Here is a 15,367-nt window from a genome sequence, read left to right as displayed (position 1 = left end):
TGGAGGAGGGCTGTCAGACCTGGGCGCCGGACAGGCGCTCCACGGCCCGCAGCAGGGCCGAGTGGTCCAGGCCGCCGTCGCCCTGCGCGCGCAGGGAGGCGACCAGCTGGGCGACCACGGCGCCGACCGGCAGGGCCGCGCCGACGTTGCGGGCGGCGTCGGTGACGATGCCCATGTCCTTGTGGTGCAGGTCGATGCGGAAGCCCGGCTTGAAGTCGCGGTTCAGGAAGTTGTCCTTCTTGCGCGTCAGCACGGTCGAGCCCGCGAGGCCGCCGCCCAGGACGTCCAGCGCGGCCGCCAGGTCCACGCCCGACTTCTCCAGGAAGACCACGGCCTCGGCGCACGCCTGGATGTTCACGGCGACGATCAGCTGGTTGGCCGCCTTCACGGTCTGGCCGGAGCCGTGCGGGCCGCACAGCACGATGGTCCTGCCCAGCGCCTCGAAGATCGGCTTGGCCTCGTCGAAGTCGGCCTGCTCGCCGCCGACCATGATCGACAGCACGGCCTCGACGGCGCCGGCCTCACCACCGGACACCGGGGCGTCCAGCACCCGGATGCCCTTGTCCTCGGCGGCCTTCGCGAGGTCCACGGAGGTCTGCGGGGTGATCGAGGACATGTCGATCAGCAGGGCGCCCTGCCGGGCGTTCTCCAGGATGCCGTCCGGGCCGTAGGCGATGGCCTCGACCTGCGGGGAAGCGGGCACCATCGTGATCACCACGTCGGCGTCCCGCACGGCCTCGGCGATCGAGCCGGCGACCGTACCGCCGGCGGCGGCCAGCCGGTCCAGCTTCTCCTGCTCCAGGGTGAAGCCGGTGACCTGGTAACCCGCCTTGATCAGGTTCTCGGACATGGGGGAGCCCATGATGCCGAGGCCGATCCAGGCGATCTTGGGGAGTGTGCTCATCGGAGGGGTGCCTTTCTCACTGCTCTGCAAAGTCAAGGGGGTTCAGCGGGCGGCGCGCGCTTCGCGCGGGAGCCAGTCGAAGGCCTCGGCGCTCGGGCGGTCGCCCGGCTTGTACTCCAGGCCGACCCAGCCCTCGTAACCTGCCTTCTTCAGCTGGTCGAGCAGCTCCTCCAGCGGGAGCGAGCCCGTGCCGGGGGCGCCGCGGCCGGGGTTGTCGGCGATCTGGACGTGGCCGGTCTTCGCCGCGTACTGCTCGATGACCGAGGGCAGGTCCTCGCCGTTCATGGACAGGTGGTACAGGTCCATGAGGAACTTCGCGTTCCCGAGGCCCGTCGCCGCGTTCACCTTGTCGACGACCCCGACCGCGGCCGGCGCCGACACCAGCGGGTACCGCGGCGACTCGGGCTGGTTGAGGGCCTCGATCAGCAGGATCGCGCCGATCCGGTCGGCCGCCCGGGCCGCGAGGGCCAGGTTCTCCAGGGCGAGCGCGTCCTGCTCGGCCGGGTCCACACCCTCGACGCGGTTGCCGTAGAGCGCGTTGAGCGCCGTGCAGCCGAGGGAGGCGGCGAAGCCGGCGGCCACGTCGATGTTGGCGCGGAACCTCTCCGACTCCTCACCCGGAATCGACAGGGCGCCGCGGTCCGGGCCCGGCAGCCGGCCGGCGTAGAAGTTCAGCCCGGTGAGCTGTACGCCCGCGTCCTCGATCGCCTTCTTCAGCGCGGCCGGCTCGGACGGGGCGGGGGTGGGGGAGTCGATCCAGGGCCACCACAGCTCGACCGCGGAGAAGCCCGCCGCGGCGGCGGCCGCGGGACGCTCCAGGAGCGGGAGTTCCGTGAAGAGGATCGACAGGTTGACGTTGAAGCGCTGGTCTGCAAATCCCACGGGGGCGGCGCTCCCTTCCCTGTAATTCCGTATTGCGGAAGTTCGTTTCTGCTTAATGGAAGATTGCCTGTGGGAGGGGAGGACTGTCAAGAGAGCCCACGAAAAAGTGCCCCCGCGCGTACTGCGCGAGGGCACTCGTGGCGGACGGGTCAGAGGGCGTCGATGCCGCTCACCTTCCAGCCGTCGGAGGTGCGCGCCAGGGTCATCCGCACCCGGTTCAGGTCCAGGCGGGGCCCCGAGACCCGGGTGCTCTCCGTGACCTGGTTGACGAAGAGCAGGACGACGGCCTCGTCCGGCGCGGCCGACACGACCGAGACCGCCGGCGCGCCGCCGTCGGCGGGGGCGGCCACGGTTGCCGTCACCACGCCGTGGTACTTCCTCGCCGTCGGCGCCACCACCGTCCTCGTGGTCCTGCCGTACTGCTCGCGGAAGTGCCCGGTCAGCTGGGCGCGGGCCCGGGCGAAGTCACGGTCCAGGTGCCGGTAGTCGTACGACAGCACGACCGGCGCCGCCTTCCGTGCGGCCGCGAGGGCCTCGCCCCGGGTCAGCTCCGCCCGCCGCCCCTCCCGGTACCGCCACCCGAGTACGGCGGCCACGACCAGGCCGGCCACCAGGACGGCGCACAGTGCGGCGGTGAGCAGCCTCCGTCCCGCCCGGCGCGGCGGCGTGCCGTCCTCGGGCTCTTCCCCGCACGACTCGGCCGGCGCGGGCTCCGGCGGGTCCTCCCAGCCGGTCGCCGGGGGCTCGATGAGCAGGGTGCGCCCGGACGGGGTCTCCTCCTTGCCGCGGGCACCGTGCTCGGGGCCCGCCGGCCGCCCGGCGCGCTTGGCCGCCGCGCGGGCGGCCGCGGTCATCGTGCGGCGGGCCGGGGAGCCGGTGCCGCGGGTGCGGGAGGTCGGGTTCGCCACGGTGTCTCTCCTTACTGGTGGGGCGCTGGGGGGACAGCGCCGATGAGGGCAGGCCGGCGGGTCAGCCCACGAACGTGACGTCCGAGGTCAGCCAGCGGCCGTCCGCCCGCACGAGGTCGAGCTGGAGCCGGTACGTGCGCGACTGGCCCTCGGGTGCGGCGGCGTTGGTCACCTTGCTGTCGGCCACGACCAGCACCCGGGCCGAGCGCTCGTCGGACCGCACGATGCCCGCTTCCAGGACCTGCCCCTCGGACACCGACTTGTTCCGGGCGACGAGCTTGGTCAACTGCGACGTCTGCGCGGCGAACTGCTTCCTGAAGTCGCCGGTGGCGCCCTTCAGCACGTTGCCGCTGTCCCGGTCGTAGTGCCGGTAGTCGAGCGAGGTGAAGTTCAGCGCCGACTGGCGGGCCGCCGCCAGGACGTCCTGACGGCGCTGCTCCGCCTCGCGCTGGTCGGCCAGCCTCAGGCTCAGCCACGCGGACAGCACGGTCGTCAGCGCGGTCGCGGTGACCAGCCCCACCGACAGCAGCCTCCTGCGCACCCCTGTCATGCCATCGGTCCCACGAGCAGCCATTGCCAGGACTCCTTTCCGAACACGGTCTGTTCGCCTCCCGTCGAGCCGATCTCGACGGGGGTGCCGTCCGGACCGGCCGCGGTGCCGGTCTCCGGGTCGTACGGGGCCACGAGCGTGGCCTGGTTCACGCCGGCCGAACCGGCCCTCGCGCCGGGGGCGTTCTGCGCGCCGCGCACCGAGGTCTCGCTGCCGCGCGGTGCCGTGCAGCGGGCCTCGGTGTTCGCCGGGCGCGTGCCGGTGTCGGCGGGGTCGCGCCGCTGTGTGCCGTAGCCCTGGGTGCAGGCGGGCGGGTCGTCGGCGTTCACGGTCAGCCCGAAGTGGGTGGTGCCGTCGCCGGGGATGACCGTGTAGCTGCCCGCCACGTTGAGCGGGAGGGTGACCAGGGCCTGCTCGACGCCGGGCAGCCGGGCCACGGTGACCTGGCCGCCGCTGATGAGGTTGGCCAGCAGGACCGGCACGTGCGGTCGCGTGGACCTCAGCAGGGAGCCGACCTCCTGCGCGGCGGGCACCGTGTTGCCGATCAGCCGGCGCAGATCCCCGTCGCTCGACTTCAACTGCGCACTGAGCGCGGCGAGATCGCGCGAGAACGACTTGATGGCCGAGCCCTGGTCGGCCTGCGTCCCGAGTACCTTCCGCGAGTCCTCGATCAGGGAGACCGTCTGCGGGAGCGACTCGGACGCCGACTCCACCAGCGCGTTCCCGGAGTCCACCAGGCGGCTCAGATGCGGCCCGGTGCCGGAGAACGCCTTGCCCAGCTCGTCGACGGTGACCCGCAGATCCTCCTTGCCGACCGACTCGACCAGCCGGTCGAGGCTGAGGACCAGGTCGGTGACCGGAAGCGGGGTCCGGGTGCGGCTGCGCGGGATCGGGCTGCCGTCGATGAGGTACGGCCCGCCCGACCGGCGCGGCTGGAGGTCGACGTACTGCTCGCCCACCGCCGAACGGTTGGCGATCACCGCGAGGGTGTCGGCCGGGATCTCCGGGGCGCCGTCCTCGATGTCCAGGGCCACGGACACCCCGGATCCGGTCAGCTTCAGATCGCCCACGCGGCCCACCGGCACACCCCGGTAGGTGACCTCGGCGCCGGGGAAGACGCCCCCGGACTCGGCGAAGTCGGCGCGCACGGTGTAGCCGCGGGCGAGGAGGCCGTCCACCAGGCCGGTGTACCGCGCGCCGACGTACGACACCCCGAGAGCGGTGACGGTCGCGAAGGCGAGCAGCTGGGCCTTGACCGTACGTGTGATCACGGCAGTATCCCCTTCAGCATCAGCTCGGCGAGGCCGAGGTCGGTCCCTGGCGGCAGGCGACGCGAGCCGTCCCCGGTGCCGTACGCCGCGGTGCACACCGGCGGGCACAGGAGCGTGCCGCCGTCGGAGGGCGTCGAGGGCACGGCGGGTGCGGACGGGGTGTCCGGCAGGGACGGGGTGTCCGGGACGGACGGCAGGGACGGGAGCGGGGTGGGCGTGGGGACGCCGGGAAGGTCCGGGGTCCGGGGCGTCGGGGAGGGCCTGCCCTTGCCCGGTGTGCCGCCGACGTTGCCGTAGACGTCCGTCAGGTCGAGGTCGGCGGTGATCCCCAGGTTGACGTAGTCGCCCTTGACGGCGTCCGTGGCGTTGCGCGGGAACGGGTAAGTGGTCAGGATCTCCAGCGAGTCGGGCAGGTCGTCGCCCGCCTTGTCCAGCTCCCGCAGGATGGGCCGGAGCTTCCCCAGGTTGGCGACGGTGTCGTCCCGGGAGGCGTTCACCACCTTGGTGCCGGTCCTGCCCAGCTCGGACAGGGCGGTGAGCATCTTCGTCAGGTCCTTGCGCTGGTCGGCGAGGGCCTTCAGGGCGGGCGGCATGGTGTCGACGGCCCGGGCGATCGTCTTCTTCTCCTTCTTCAGCCGCCCGGCCAGCCGGTCGACGCCCTTGAGTGCACGCACAATCTCCGCCCGCTGCTCGTCGAGGCCGCCGAGGAACGTGTCGAGCTGCTTCAGCAGGGACTTGACCCGGGTCTCGCGGCCGCCGAGCGCCTTGTTCAGCTCGACGGTGATCGTCTTCAGCTGGGCCACCCCGCCGCCGTTGAGGAGCGCGGACAGGGCCGACAGGACCTCCTCGACCTCGGGGTTGCGACCGCTGCGGGAGAGGGGGATGCGGTCGCCGTCGCCGAGTCGTCCGACGGGCCGGGTGCCGCTCGGCGCGGACAGGGCCACGTACTTCTCGCCGAGCATGCTGGTCTGCCTGAGGTCGGCGACCGCGTTGCCCGGCAGCTTCACCGAGTCGGCGACCCGCAGCCGCACGCGCGCGTGCCAGCCGTTCAGCTCCACCTTCTCGACCGCGCCCACCGTGACGTCGTCGACCTTCACCGCCGACTGCGGGACCAGGTCCAGTACGTCCCTGAACTCGACGGTGACGTGGTAGGCGTGGCCGTCCGAGGCGGCGCCGCCGGGAAGCGGGACGTCGTACCAGCCGTTGAACTCGCAGCCGGTCAGCACCAGCGAGCCGACCGCCGTCCAGGCGGCCACCCGCCCGTTGCGCAGGACGCTCATGCCCGTGCCCCCAGGATTCCGCCGAGGGTCTTGTCGACCGTGCCCGTCCCCGCCGGGGCCGACGGAACCTCGGGCAGGGAGTCGAAGAGTTTCTCCAGCCCGGCACAGTTGTCGTGGTCGTCCCCGGTCGTCTTCAGGACCGAGCAGAGCAGGGACGCCGGGTCCTGCGACGTCTGCGCGTTGTTGCGGGTGTCGAGGGTGCCGGCGGCCGGGTTGTAGGCGTTCTGGAGGTTCGACAGACCCGTGGGGGCGACGGTCAACAGTTCCTCCAGTGCGGCCCGTTGGCTGACGAGGACCTTGGTGACCTTGGCCAGGCCCCGCACGTCCGAGGTCAGCGCCTTCTTGTTGCCCTTCACGAAGCCGGCCACGTCACCGAGCGCGGCGGCCAGGTACTTCAGCGCGGCCGCGAGGTCCTTGCGTTCCCCGGCGAGCTGCTCGGCCACGTCGGCGAGGCTGGTGTTGAACGACCGCACGCTCTGGTCGTCCGCCGCCAGCGCGGCCGTGAACACCTGGAGGTTCCGCACGGTCCCGAACAGGTCGCCGCGCCCGTCGGAGAGCGTGGTGACCGCCTGGGAGAGGTCCTGGACCGTCTGGTTGAGGTTCTCCCCCTGTCCCTGGAGGTTGTCCGCGCTCACCCCGAGCAGCCGGGACAGCGAGCCCTTCTTGCCGGCGCCGTCCGGGCCGAGCGCCTCGGCAGTGGTGTGCAGGCTGTCGAAGATCCGGTCCAGTTCGACGGGAACGGCCGTGCGGGACTCGGGGATGACGTCACCGTCGCGCAGCACCGGGCCCCTCCGGTACACCGGCAGCAGCTGCACGTAACGGTCGCTGACCACCGAGGAGTTGACGATCGCGGCCTGCGCGTCCGCGGGGACCTTGCGGCCCTGGTCGTACTCCAGTTCCACGCGTACCCGGCCGCCTTCCGGCGTGATCTTCTCGACCTCGCCGATGCGGACACCGAGGACGCGGACGTCGGAACCGGGGTAGATGCCGACGGTGCGCGGGAAGTACGCCGTGACCCGGACGGGGTCGGGGTGCGGCCACAGGACCACGGCGAGCGCCACGACGACGGCGAGCGCGGTGAACAGGGCCAGGAGTCTGCGGATCACCGGGTGCCTCCCGTCCGCGGCGTGACCGGAGCGGCGACCATGTTCTGCACATAGGAGTCGAACCAGCGGCCGTTGCCGAGAGTGTTGGTGAAGAGCCGCACGTAGGGAGCGAGCAGCCGGACGCTGCGGTCGAGGCTCTCCTGATTGCGTTCGAGCATCTTCACGAAGATGTCGAGGTTCTTCAGGGCAGGCCCGATCTCCTTGCCGTTGTCGTCGACCAGGCCGGACAGCTCGATACCCAGCAGCGCCGAGTTCTTGAGCAGCTTGTGGATCGCCGCACGCCGCTTGCCGATCTCCTTGAACAGCTCGTCGCCGTCCTTCACCAGCGCCGAGAAGTCCTTCGTGTGGCCGGCCAGCACCTTGGTGACCCCGTTCGCGTGGTCGAGGAGCCCGCGCAGCGCCTTGTCACGCGAGGCCACCGTCTTGGAGATCCTCGACAGTCCCTTGATCGACGCGCGCACCTCCGCGGGGGAGTCCTGGAAGGTGACGGAGATCGTGTCCAGCGCCTTCGCGAGCCGGTCCGTGTCGACCTCCTCGGTGGTGGTCGTCAGGTCGCTGAAGGCCTGGACGACGTCGTACGCCGACACGGTCCGCCCGATCGGGATCTCGCTGCCCGGCCTCAGCCGGCCGCGCCCCTTCGGGTGCAGGGCCAGGTACTTGGCCCCGAGGATCGTCCTGACCCGGATCGACGCGCCGGTGTCGGCGCCGAGCGCCGGGTCGCCCTTCACCTTGAAGGTGACCTTGACGTGGTCGCCGTCGAGGTCGACGTCCCCGACCTTGCCGACCTTGACCCCGGCGATCCGCACCTCGTCACCCGGCTTGAGCCCGCCCGCCTCCGAGAAGGCCGCACTGTACGTGTCGCCGCCGCCGATCAGCGGCAGGCTGTCGGCCTTGAAGGCGGCGACCGTGAGCAGCGCGAGGACGGTGAGGCCGACGGCGCCGACGACGACGGGGTTGCGGTCGCGGAAGGGCTTCAGCCGCGGGCGCTTCAGCCGGATCCTCGGCAGCTTCGGCGGCAGGACACGCACCTTCACCAGGGGTTCGGGGCGGGCCTTGCGCCGGGGCAGCCGGGGGAGTTTCGGCAGCCGCGGTGGCAGCACCCGTACCTTCACCAGGGGCTCGGGGCGGTGACGCCGCCATGGGACACGCAGTCTCATCCGCCACACCTCGCCCGTGCCACGTGCAGCTCCGGGTTGATCACCTGCTTGGTCCTCGGCAGCACGATCCGGCCGTCGAAGTCGCAGAGGTAGAAGTTGAACCACGAGCCGTAGGACGCCGTCCCGGTCAGTTTGTCGAGCTTGTTCGGCAGCCGTTGCAGGACGCCCTCCACGGTCTTCTCGTTGTCGTTCAGCGTTCCGGTGAGCCGGCCCAGACCGGCGATGTCGTCCTTCAGCGGCGGACGCGCGTCCTTCAGCAGCCCCGACGTGACCTCCGTGAGGTCGCCGATGCTCACCAGCGACCTCCCGATGGGCTTGCGGTCGGCGGACAGCCCCGAGATCACCCGGCGCAGTTGCGTCAGCAGCCCGGAGAAGCGGGAGCCGCGCTTGTCGAGCGTCTGCAGCACGGTGTTGAGGTTGTCGATCACCGAGCCGATCAGCTCGTCGCGGTCGGCGAGGGTCGTGGTGAGCGAGGCGGTGTGCGCGAGGAGGCTGTTCACCGTGCCGCCCTCGCCCTGGAGCGTCTTGATGATCTCGGTGGCGAGCTGGTTGACGTCGCCCGGGCTGAGCGCGGCGAACAGCGGCTTGAAGCCGTTCAGCAGCACGTTGAGGTCCAGCGCCGGCCGGGTCCTGGACAGCGGGATCGTGCCGCCCGGCCGCAGCCGGGTGGTGCCGTCGCCGGTGCCCTCGGTCAGCGCGATGTACCGCTGCCCGACCAGGTTGCGGTAGCGGACGACCGCGTGGGTGCCCGCGAGCAGCGGCCGGTCCGTGGTGACGGTGAACGTGACCTCGGCCAGGGTCCGGTCCTTGATCCGGATGTCCTCGACCTCCCCGACCCGTACGCCGGCCACCCGGATGTCGTCGCCGGTCTCCAGCCCGGTGACGTCGCTGAAGACCGCGTGGTAGCTGTTCCTCGGGGTGAACGAGACATTGACGATGGTCGCGGCCAGCAGGGCCGTCGCCGCGATCGTCACCAGCGCGAAGAGACCGAACTTCATCAGTGGGGCGGCGGTCCGCCGGGCTCCTGACCTGCTCATGCGACACTCACCGCCGTTCCGCGCGCGAGCGGCCCGAACAGCAGGGTCGCAACGGGCGGCACCTCGTCCGCGGGGACACCCATGGCGGGGGCCACGAGTGAGCCGACGGCCCGCTGCTCGGCCTTTGTGGCGGACACGTCGGCACCTTTGGGGAGCGCGCCGCCGGAACTCCGGGCGGTCGTACCGTCGTCGAGACGGGGTTTCGGGCCGGGCACCCGCGGATGCGGCAGGCCACGGCAGTCGGGACCGGATCGCTCGCCGTAGACCGGCTCCTCACCGGGCCGGTACGCCCCCTGCGGCCGGACGACCTCGAGGGTGATCCGCATCTCGCCGCCCCGGAACGCGTCCTCCGACGCCTTCTCCTGCCGGACCAGGCCCTGGAACAGGCACGGATACTCGGGGGAGTAGCGGGCGAACAGCTCCAGCGTGGGGCGCGAGACCCGGCCCAGGGTGATGAGCCGGTCGCCGTTCTCGGACAGGAAGTCGTTCGCCGTGCCCGCCACGGCAGCGGTCGAGCGGAGCCCTGCGGCCAGCTGGTCCTGCTTCTCCACGATCGTGCGGCTGGTGGTGACCGTGTTGCGCAGGACGCGCATCAGGTCGGGCGTGGCGTCGCCGTAGACCTCGGCGACGTCGGCGAAGCGCGCGATGTCCTCCTTGATCGACGGCAGGTGGGGGTCGAGGCGGCGCAGATAGCCCTCGACCCGGGTCAGGTTGTCGCCGATCCGGTCGCCGCGGCCCTCCAGCGCGGTGGCGAAGGCCGAGAGAGTGGCGTTGAGTTGGGCCGGCCTGACCGTGCGGAGCAGCGGCAGCAGGTCGTTCATCAGCTGCTGCACCTCGATGCCGACCTTCGTGCGGTCCTGGGTGATGACGTCGCCGGCGCGGATCGGCCGGGCCGTGGACCGGGCGGGAGCGACGAGGTCGACGTACTTCTCGCCGAACAGGGTCTTGGGCAGCAGCCGCGCGTGCACGTCCGCGGGGATGTCCGTGACGTACTCCGGCCTGAGCGCGATGTCGAGGGTCGCCTTCGTGCCGTCGGCGTGCACGCTCCGCACCTCGCCGACCAGCAGCCCGCGCAGCTTGACGTCGGCGCGCGGATCGAGCTGGTTGCCGAGGGTGTCGGCCTCCAGGGTGACCCGTACGACGGACACGAACGCCTGCTGGTAGACGGCCACCGCGAGCGACAGCAGCAGTGCGAGCACGACGAGGAACGCGATGCCGTACAGCCTTAGTCTCAGCACTCTCACCCGCCTCACCCCGAGATCCGTACGGTCGTGTTGGCGCCCCAGATCGCGAGGCTCAGGAAGAAGTCCAGGACGTTGACGGCGACGATCGACGTCCGCACCGCCCGGCCCACCGCGACGCCGACGCCCGCCGGGCCGCCGCTCGCGTAATAGCCGTAGTAGCAGTGCACCAGGATGATCAGCACGGCGAAGACGATCACCTTGCCGAAGGACCAGAGCACGTCCACCGGCGGCAGGTACTGCTGGAAGTAGTGGTCGTAGGTGCCCGTGGACTGCCCGTAGTAGCCGGTGGTGATCGTGCGGGCGGCGAAGTACGAGGAGAGCAGACCGACCACGTACAGCGGGATCACGGCGACGAAGCCGGCGATCATCCTCGTCGTCACCAGGAACGGCAGCGACGGGACGCCCATCACCTCCAGCGCGTCGGTTTCCTCGCTGATCCGCATCGCGCCGAGCTGCGCGGTGAAGCCGGCGCCGACCGTCGCGGACAGGGCGAGTCCGGCCACCAGCGGGGCGATCTCCCGCGTGTTGAAGTACGCCGACAGGAACGCCACGAAGTTGGAGGTGCCGAGCTGGTTGAGGGCCGCGTAGCCCTGGAGACCGACCTCGGTGCCGGTGAAGAAGGACAGGAAGGCGATCACGCCGACCGTTCCGCCCACGACGGCGAGCGCGCCGCGCCCGAAGCTCACCTCGGCGAGCAGCCGCAGGATCTCCTTCTTGTAGCGGCGCAGGGTGCGGCCCGTCCACGCCAGTGAGCGGCCGTAGAAGGACAGTTGGGTGCCCAGCTCTTCGAGTGAGCGCAAGGGGCGGTCGAGAAGTCTCATCGGCTAACCCCTCTGCGGGACGACCTGGAAGTACACCGCGGTCATCACGAAGTTGGTCACGAACAGCAACATGAAGGTGATCACCACGGACTGGTTCACGGCGTCGCCCACGCCCTTCGGGCCGCCCTTCGCGGTGAGCCCCTTGTACGAGGCGACGATCGCCGCGATCGCCCCGAACACCAGCGCTTTGATCTCGGCCGCCCACAGGTCGGACAGCTGGGCGAGCGTCGTGAAGGAGGCCAGGTAGGCGCCCGGCGTGCCGTTCTGGAGGATGACGTTGAAGAAATATCCGCCCGCGACACCGACCACCGAGACCAGGCCGTTGAGCAGCACGGCCACGACCATGGAGGCCAGTACGCGCGGTACGACGAGCCGGTGGACCGGGTCGATGCCGAGCACCTGCATCGCGTCGATCTCGTCCCGGATCTTGCGCGCCCCGAGGTCCGCGCAGATCGCCGTACCGCCCGCACCCGCGATCAGCAAGGCCGTGACGATCGGCGAGGCCTCGCGCAGGACGGCGAGCACGGACGCGGCACCGGAGAAGGACTGCGCACCCAACTGCCGTGTCAGACTGCCGATCTGGAGCGCGATGACCGCCCCGAAGGGGATCGACACCAGCGCCGTCGGCAGGATCGTGACGCTCGCGACGAACCACGCCTGCTGGATGAACTCCCTCGCCTGGAAGGGCCGTCGGGGCACGGTTCGGGCGACGTCCAGCGCCATCGCGAACAGGTTGCCCGACTGCCGGAGCGCACCCGTCGGGGAGAGCCTCATGCGCTGTTCACCTCCGTCCCGTGCAGCTGGGCCTCGCGTCTGGCGATCGCCTCCCAGCGGGGCGGGCGGGTGATGCCGGGGCTGGGCAGCAGGCGGGGTGGCAGCGCGTCGGCCGTGCCGTCGTCGATCCCGGCCAGCTCCTGCTCGACCTGCGCCGCGTCCTTCTCCTCCGCCATGCCGATCGGCCCCTGCATCCGGCCGTTCAGAAACTGCCGGACGACGGGCTCGTCACTGGTCAGCAGCTCCTCGCGCGGCCCGAACATCACCAGCTCGCGCCGGAACAGCAGCCCGATGTTGTCGGGCACCTGACGGGCCGATGCGATGTCGTGCGTGACGATCAGGAAGGTCGCGTCGATCTGTGCGTTGAGATCGACGATGAGCTGGTTGAGATAGGCGACGCGCACCGGGTCCAGGCCCGAGTCCGGCTCGTCGAACAGGATGATCTCCGGGTCGAGGACCAGGGCGCGGGCCAGCCCGGCCCGTTTGCGCATACCGCCGGAGATCTCGCCGGGCAGCTTTCCCTCGGCGCCGATCAGCCCGACCATGTCCATCTTCCCGAGCACGATGCGCCGGATCTCGCTCTCGGACTTGCGGGTGTGCTCGCGCAGCGGGAAGGCGATGTTGTCGTACAGGTTCATCGAGCCGAACAGCGCGCCGTCCTGGAACAGCACGCCGAACAGCTTCCGCACCTCGTACAGGTTGTGCTCACGCAGGCGGGTGATGTCCCGGCCCGCGACCTTCACCGAGCCGCGCTCCGGCTTCAACAGCCCGACGAGCGTCTTGAGGAACACCGACTTGCCCGTCCCCGAGGGGCCGAGCATCACCGACACCTCCCCGGCCGGCAACGTCAGCGAGACGTCCTGCCAGATGACCTGGTGGCCGAAGGACTTGCTCAGCCCTTCCACACAGATCTCGACACCCATCCGGTTCCACCCTTCGCCCGTGGAGCAGCTCCGACATCTGCTCTACGGGGAGGGGCGGGGCGTCCGTCGCGGCGACCGCGAATTTTTTTCGGACGTGTGCACGGCCTGTTACGGCAGCTCCGGGGAAGGCACGCTCGGGGTGGGCACGGGGAGTGAGACGGACGGGAGCGACGGTGCCGAGGGGACCGTCGGGACCGTCGGGACCGATGGCACGGGTGGCACGGGTGGCACGGACGGCACCGAGGGCGCCACCGGCAGCGTGGGAAGGGCAGGCGAGGAGACCTCCGGCAGGGGTGGCACGGACAGCGGTACGACGGGTTCCGCGGCGGACGGCCGAGTCGCCGCCCGACTCGGAGCCGCCGCGGACGGCCTGCGTGTCTCCGGTGCGCGCACCCGCATGCCGCTGCCGGTCCGCAGCACCTGCGCCGCGCCGGACACCGCCGGCTGCCGTGGGGTGGGAACGGTCCCGCCACCGTCCCCGTCCAGTGCGTACGGCAGCATCAGGCCCGCCACCGCCAGGGTCGCCGCCGTCGAGGTGACCGCCACGGCCTGCACCCTCCCGCCCCCGCGCGGCCGCCCGCGCCCGATCAGGAACAGGACGAGCCCGAGCGTCCCGGCCAGCGAGGCGCGCAGCGTCCGCCGGGCCCGGGCGAGCAGCGACTCGACGGTCCGGTAGCTGAGCCCCATCCGCACGGCGACCTGGCTCACGTCCAGGTCCTCGGACTTCAGCCGGAGCGCCTCCGCCTGCCGGGCGGGCAGCTCGCCGCTGCGCACGGCGAGCCATTTCGCCTCGGCCCGGTCGCACACCGCCTCCTCGACGGGCACGGGGCCCGGTGCGACGAGCGTGGGGCGGCTGCCGACCTCGGCCTCGCGGTTGACCTGCCGGTACCGGTCGACGCACAGCCGCATCGTCACCGTCGTCAGCCAGGCGCCGAGCCGCTCGTCGTCGAGGTCCGCGCGCTCCGCGGCCCTGAGCATCGCCTCGTGCACGGCGTCCTCGGCGTCCTCCGGGCTCATCGAGCGGCGCCGGGCCACCTTGAGCAACTGCTCGCGGTGGCTCCACATACGCTGCCAACGCTCGTCGGCGGCCTCCGTCTCCGCAGGCATGTCCGTCGCCATGAGGGCCCCTTCGCACTCACCCGCCGGTCCTGTGCTCCCGGCGGGTGGCGACATTACCGCCGAGTATCCGCGGTTGTGGAGGGGGCGACTCCGATCGTTTTCCAGCCGTTGCCGACGCTAGCTGTCGCTGGTCAGTGGTCCCGCGTCGGGCAGCACGCCGCCGCCGGGCAGTGTGAGGGTGGGTTCGGGGACGGGGACGCGCGGCGTTTCCGGCTCCTGGGGCACGCCGGGCGTACGGGACGGGGTGGGGGAGGGAGCGGCGGGCGGCGTCGACGGCCTGCGCGACGGGCCCGGGCTCGGCTTCCGGTCCTTGGACGGCTCCGGCGAGAGCTTCGGCGAGGGCTTCGGGGGCTTCGTACGGGACGGCTCCGGCCGGTCCCGGGACTCGCCGGACGCGTCCGGCACCACGCGGTGCCCGGTCAGGTAGTACGCGTACCAGGCCGTGACCGTGCGCAGATAGGCCTCCGAGTGGTTGTAGCCGAGGATCGCCCGGTCCAGCTCGGCGGGGTCCGACAGGTCCCGGCCGCCCGCGCACAGGTAGCGGCCGGCGGCCAGCGCCGCGTCGTACACGTTGTCCGGGTCCGCCCGCCCGTCACCATTGCCGTCCGCGCCCCAGCGGGCCCAGGTCGACGGGATGAACTGCATGGGGCCGACCGCGCGGTCGTACTCCGTGTCCCCGTCGTAGGCGCCGCCGTCGGTGTCCGGTACGACGGCGAAGGCGCCGCCCGTCAGCCGGGGACCGAGGATGGGCGACACGGTCGTACCGTCCGAGGTCACCCGGCCGCCCCGCGCCTGCCCCGACTCCACCTGCCCGATCGCGGCCAGCAGCTGCCAGCGCAGCCGGCAGCCGGGCGTGGTGCGCGCCAGCTCCGCCTCGGCCCGCCGGTACGCGTCGAACACGCTCGCGGGCAGGGCGCCGCCCGGCACACCCGTGGCCGAGCCCTTGTTCCGGGTCCGCAGCGGGGGAAGAGCGGTGCGGTAGGGCGTGTCGCCGGACACGCTGGGGCCGTGCTCGGCGGATGCCGCCTTCGGCGCCGGATCCGAGGCCCCGGCCGGGACCGCCCCCGGCGCCTGCGACGCGGTCAGCGCGGCCGTCACCGCCGCCGCGATCGCCGTACCCCTGGCGCTCCGCAGCGCCCCCTTTCGTGCACGCACTGTCACTGTGCAGTCCCCTCCTCGAACGAATCCGTCGTCTGCTCTACGCGGCCGGACGGCGGGTCCGTCGCGCCGGAGGGCACGGATTCGGCGGGGCGCGTCGCGGGGAGCGGCGGGGACGCCCTCGGGGCAGCGGTGCACGCACGCGTGTCCGTTAAGGTCTCACCAAGCGGTCGGGTCGCTCACCGGCCCCGATCGCCGGCCCGCCGGCACGCAGCGGGCCGGAACAGATGCCA

General features: G+C 71.7%; 15 protein-coding genes. All 15 read right to left on the bottom strand.

The genetic code is table 11. From position 1 onward, the window contains the following. Window positions 1-13: 13 nt before the first annotated feature. Complete coding sequence (locus ABZ923_RS24120) at window positions 14-904, bottom strand: 2-hydroxy-3-oxopropionate reductase (RefSeq protein WP_361475259.1); 891 nt, start codon at window positions 902-904, stop codon at window positions 14-16. A 42-nt stretch (window positions 905-946) separates the two neighbouring features. Beyond that, window positions 947-1,786: a TIM barrel protein gene (locus ABZ923_RS24115; protein ID WP_361475257.1), complete on the bottom strand. Its 840-nt coding sequence runs from the start codon at window positions 1,784-1,786 to the stop codon at window positions 947-949. 149 nt (window positions 1,787-1,935) lie between these two features. Further along, entirely contained in the window at window positions 1,936-2,694 is a 759-nt protein-coding gene (locus ABZ923_RS24110; RefSeq protein WP_361475255.1) for a hypothetical protein, read from the bottom strand. A gap of 61 nt (window positions 2,695-2,755) precedes the next feature. Further along, complete coding sequence (locus ABZ923_RS24105; protein ID WP_361475253.1) at window positions 2,756-3,268, bottom strand: hypothetical protein; 513 nt, start codon at window positions 3,266-3,268, stop codon at window positions 2,756-2,758. Next, window positions 3,241-4,515, bottom strand: coding sequence for an MlaD family protein (locus tag ABZ923_RS24100; protein WP_361475251.1), 1,275 nt, complete (start codon window positions 4,513-4,515; stop codon window positions 3,241-3,243). The genes ABZ923_RS24105 and ABZ923_RS24100 overlap by 28 nt, the downstream gene beginning before the upstream one ends. Next, on the bottom strand, window positions 4,512-5,795 hold the full coding sequence (locus ABZ923_RS24095) for an MCE family protein (protein ID WP_361475249.1): 1,284 nt from the start codon (window positions 5,793-5,795) through the stop codon (window positions 4,512-4,514). The genes ABZ923_RS24100 and ABZ923_RS24095 overlap by 4 nt, the downstream gene beginning before the upstream one ends. After that, entirely contained in the window at window positions 5,792-6,901 is a 1,110-nt protein-coding gene (locus ABZ923_RS24090; RefSeq protein ID WP_361475247.1) for an MCE family protein, read from the bottom strand. Before ABZ923_RS24090 ends, ABZ923_RS24095 begins: the two co-directional genes overlap by 4 nt. Next, entirely contained in the window at window positions 6,898-7,878 is a 981-nt protein-coding gene (locus ABZ923_RS24085; RefSeq protein WP_361475263.1) for an MCE family protein, read from the bottom strand. Before ABZ923_RS24085 ends, ABZ923_RS24090 begins: the two co-directional genes overlap by 4 nt. A gap of 176 nt (window positions 7,879-8,054) precedes the next feature. Then, complete coding sequence (locus ABZ923_RS24080; protein WP_361475245.1) at window positions 8,055-9,095, bottom strand: MCE family protein; 1,041 nt, start codon at window positions 9,093-9,095, stop codon at window positions 8,055-8,057. Continuing rightward, the gene (locus ABZ923_RS24075; protein WP_361475243.1) at window positions 9,092-10,339 is read right to left on the bottom strand and encodes an MCE family protein; all 1,248 of its coding nucleotides are present in this window, start codon (window positions 10,337-10,339) and stop codon (window positions 9,092-9,094) included. The genes ABZ923_RS24080 and ABZ923_RS24075 overlap by 4 nt, the downstream gene beginning before the upstream one ends. Window positions 10,340-10,344: 5 nt before the next feature. After that, window positions 10,345-11,160 carry an ABC transporter permease gene (locus ABZ923_RS24070; RefSeq protein ID WP_361475241.1) on the bottom strand — a complete coding sequence of 272 codons (816 nt, stop codon included), beginning with the start codon at window positions 11,158-11,160 and terminating at the stop codon, window positions 10,345-10,347. Window positions 11,161-11,163: 3 nt separating this feature from the next. Further along, the gene (locus ABZ923_RS24065; protein WP_361475239.1) at window positions 11,164-11,934 is read right to left on the bottom strand and encodes an ABC transporter permease; all 771 of its coding nucleotides are present in this window, start codon (window positions 11,932-11,934) and stop codon (window positions 11,164-11,166) included. Continuing rightward, window positions 11,931-12,857 (bottom strand): ABC transporter ATP-binding protein, encoded by a 927-nt coding sequence (locus ABZ923_RS24060; RefSeq protein ID WP_361475237.1) that lies wholly within the window; start codon window positions 12,855-12,857, stop codon window positions 11,931-11,933. Before ABZ923_RS24060 ends, ABZ923_RS24065 begins: the two co-directional genes overlap by 4 nt. A 108-nt stretch (window positions 12,858-12,965) precedes the next feature. Continuing rightward, window positions 12,966-13,976, bottom strand: a complete 1,011-nt coding sequence (locus ABZ923_RS24055; RefSeq protein ID WP_361475235.1) for a sigma-70 family RNA polymerase sigma factor — start codon at window positions 13,974-13,976, stop codon at window positions 12,966-12,968. A 117-nt stretch (window positions 13,977-14,093) separates the two neighbouring features. After that, entirely contained in the window at window positions 14,094-15,137 is a 1,044-nt protein-coding gene (locus ABZ923_RS24050; protein WP_361475233.1) for a lytic murein transglycosylase, read from the bottom strand. Window positions 15,138-15,367: the final 230 nt, after the last annotated feature.

The organism is Streptomyces sp. NPDC046881, from assembly GCF_040645015.1.
Classification (GTDB): domain Bacteria; phylum Actinomycetota; class Actinomycetes; order Streptomycetales; family Streptomycetaceae; genus Streptomyces.
Note: the sequence above shows the minus strand (reverse complement) of the source record. Positions and strands in the feature narration are given on the sequence as shown.

Excerpts from the sequence above, each read along its gene's own strand:
- ABZ923_RS24120 (WP_361475259.1), bottom strand. The coding sequence starts at position 904 with ATGAGCACACTCCCCAAGATCGCCTGGATCGGCCTCGGCATCATGGGC.
- ABZ923_RS24105 (WP_361475253.1), bottom strand. The coding sequence starts at position 3,268 with ATGGCTGCTCGTGGGACCGATGGCATGACAGGGGTGCGCAGGAGGCTG.
- ABZ923_RS24095 (WP_361475249.1), bottom strand. The coding sequence starts at position 5,795 with ATGAGCGTCCTGCGCAACGGGCGGGTGGCCGCCTGGACGGCGGTCGGC.
- ABZ923_RS24080 (WP_361475245.1), bottom strand. The coding sequence starts at position 9,095 with ATGAGCAGGTCAGGAGCCCGGCGGACCGCCGCCCCACTGATGAAGTTC.
- ABZ923_RS24070 (WP_361475241.1), bottom strand. The coding sequence starts at position 11,160 with ATGAGACTTCTCGACCGCCCCTTGCGCTCACTCGAAGAGCTGGGCACC.
- ABZ923_RS24065 (WP_361475239.1), bottom strand. The coding sequence starts at position 11,934 with ATGAGGCTCTCCCCGACGGGTGCGCTCCGGCAGTCGGGCAACCTGTTC.
- ABZ923_RS24060 (WP_361475237.1), bottom strand. The coding sequence starts at position 12,857 with ATGGGTGTCGAGATCTGTGTGGAAGGGCTGAGCAAGTCCTTCGGCCAC.
- ABZ923_RS24055 (WP_361475235.1), bottom strand. The coding sequence starts at position 13,976 with ATGGCGACGGACATGCCTGCGGAGACGGAGGCCGCCGACGAGCGTTGG.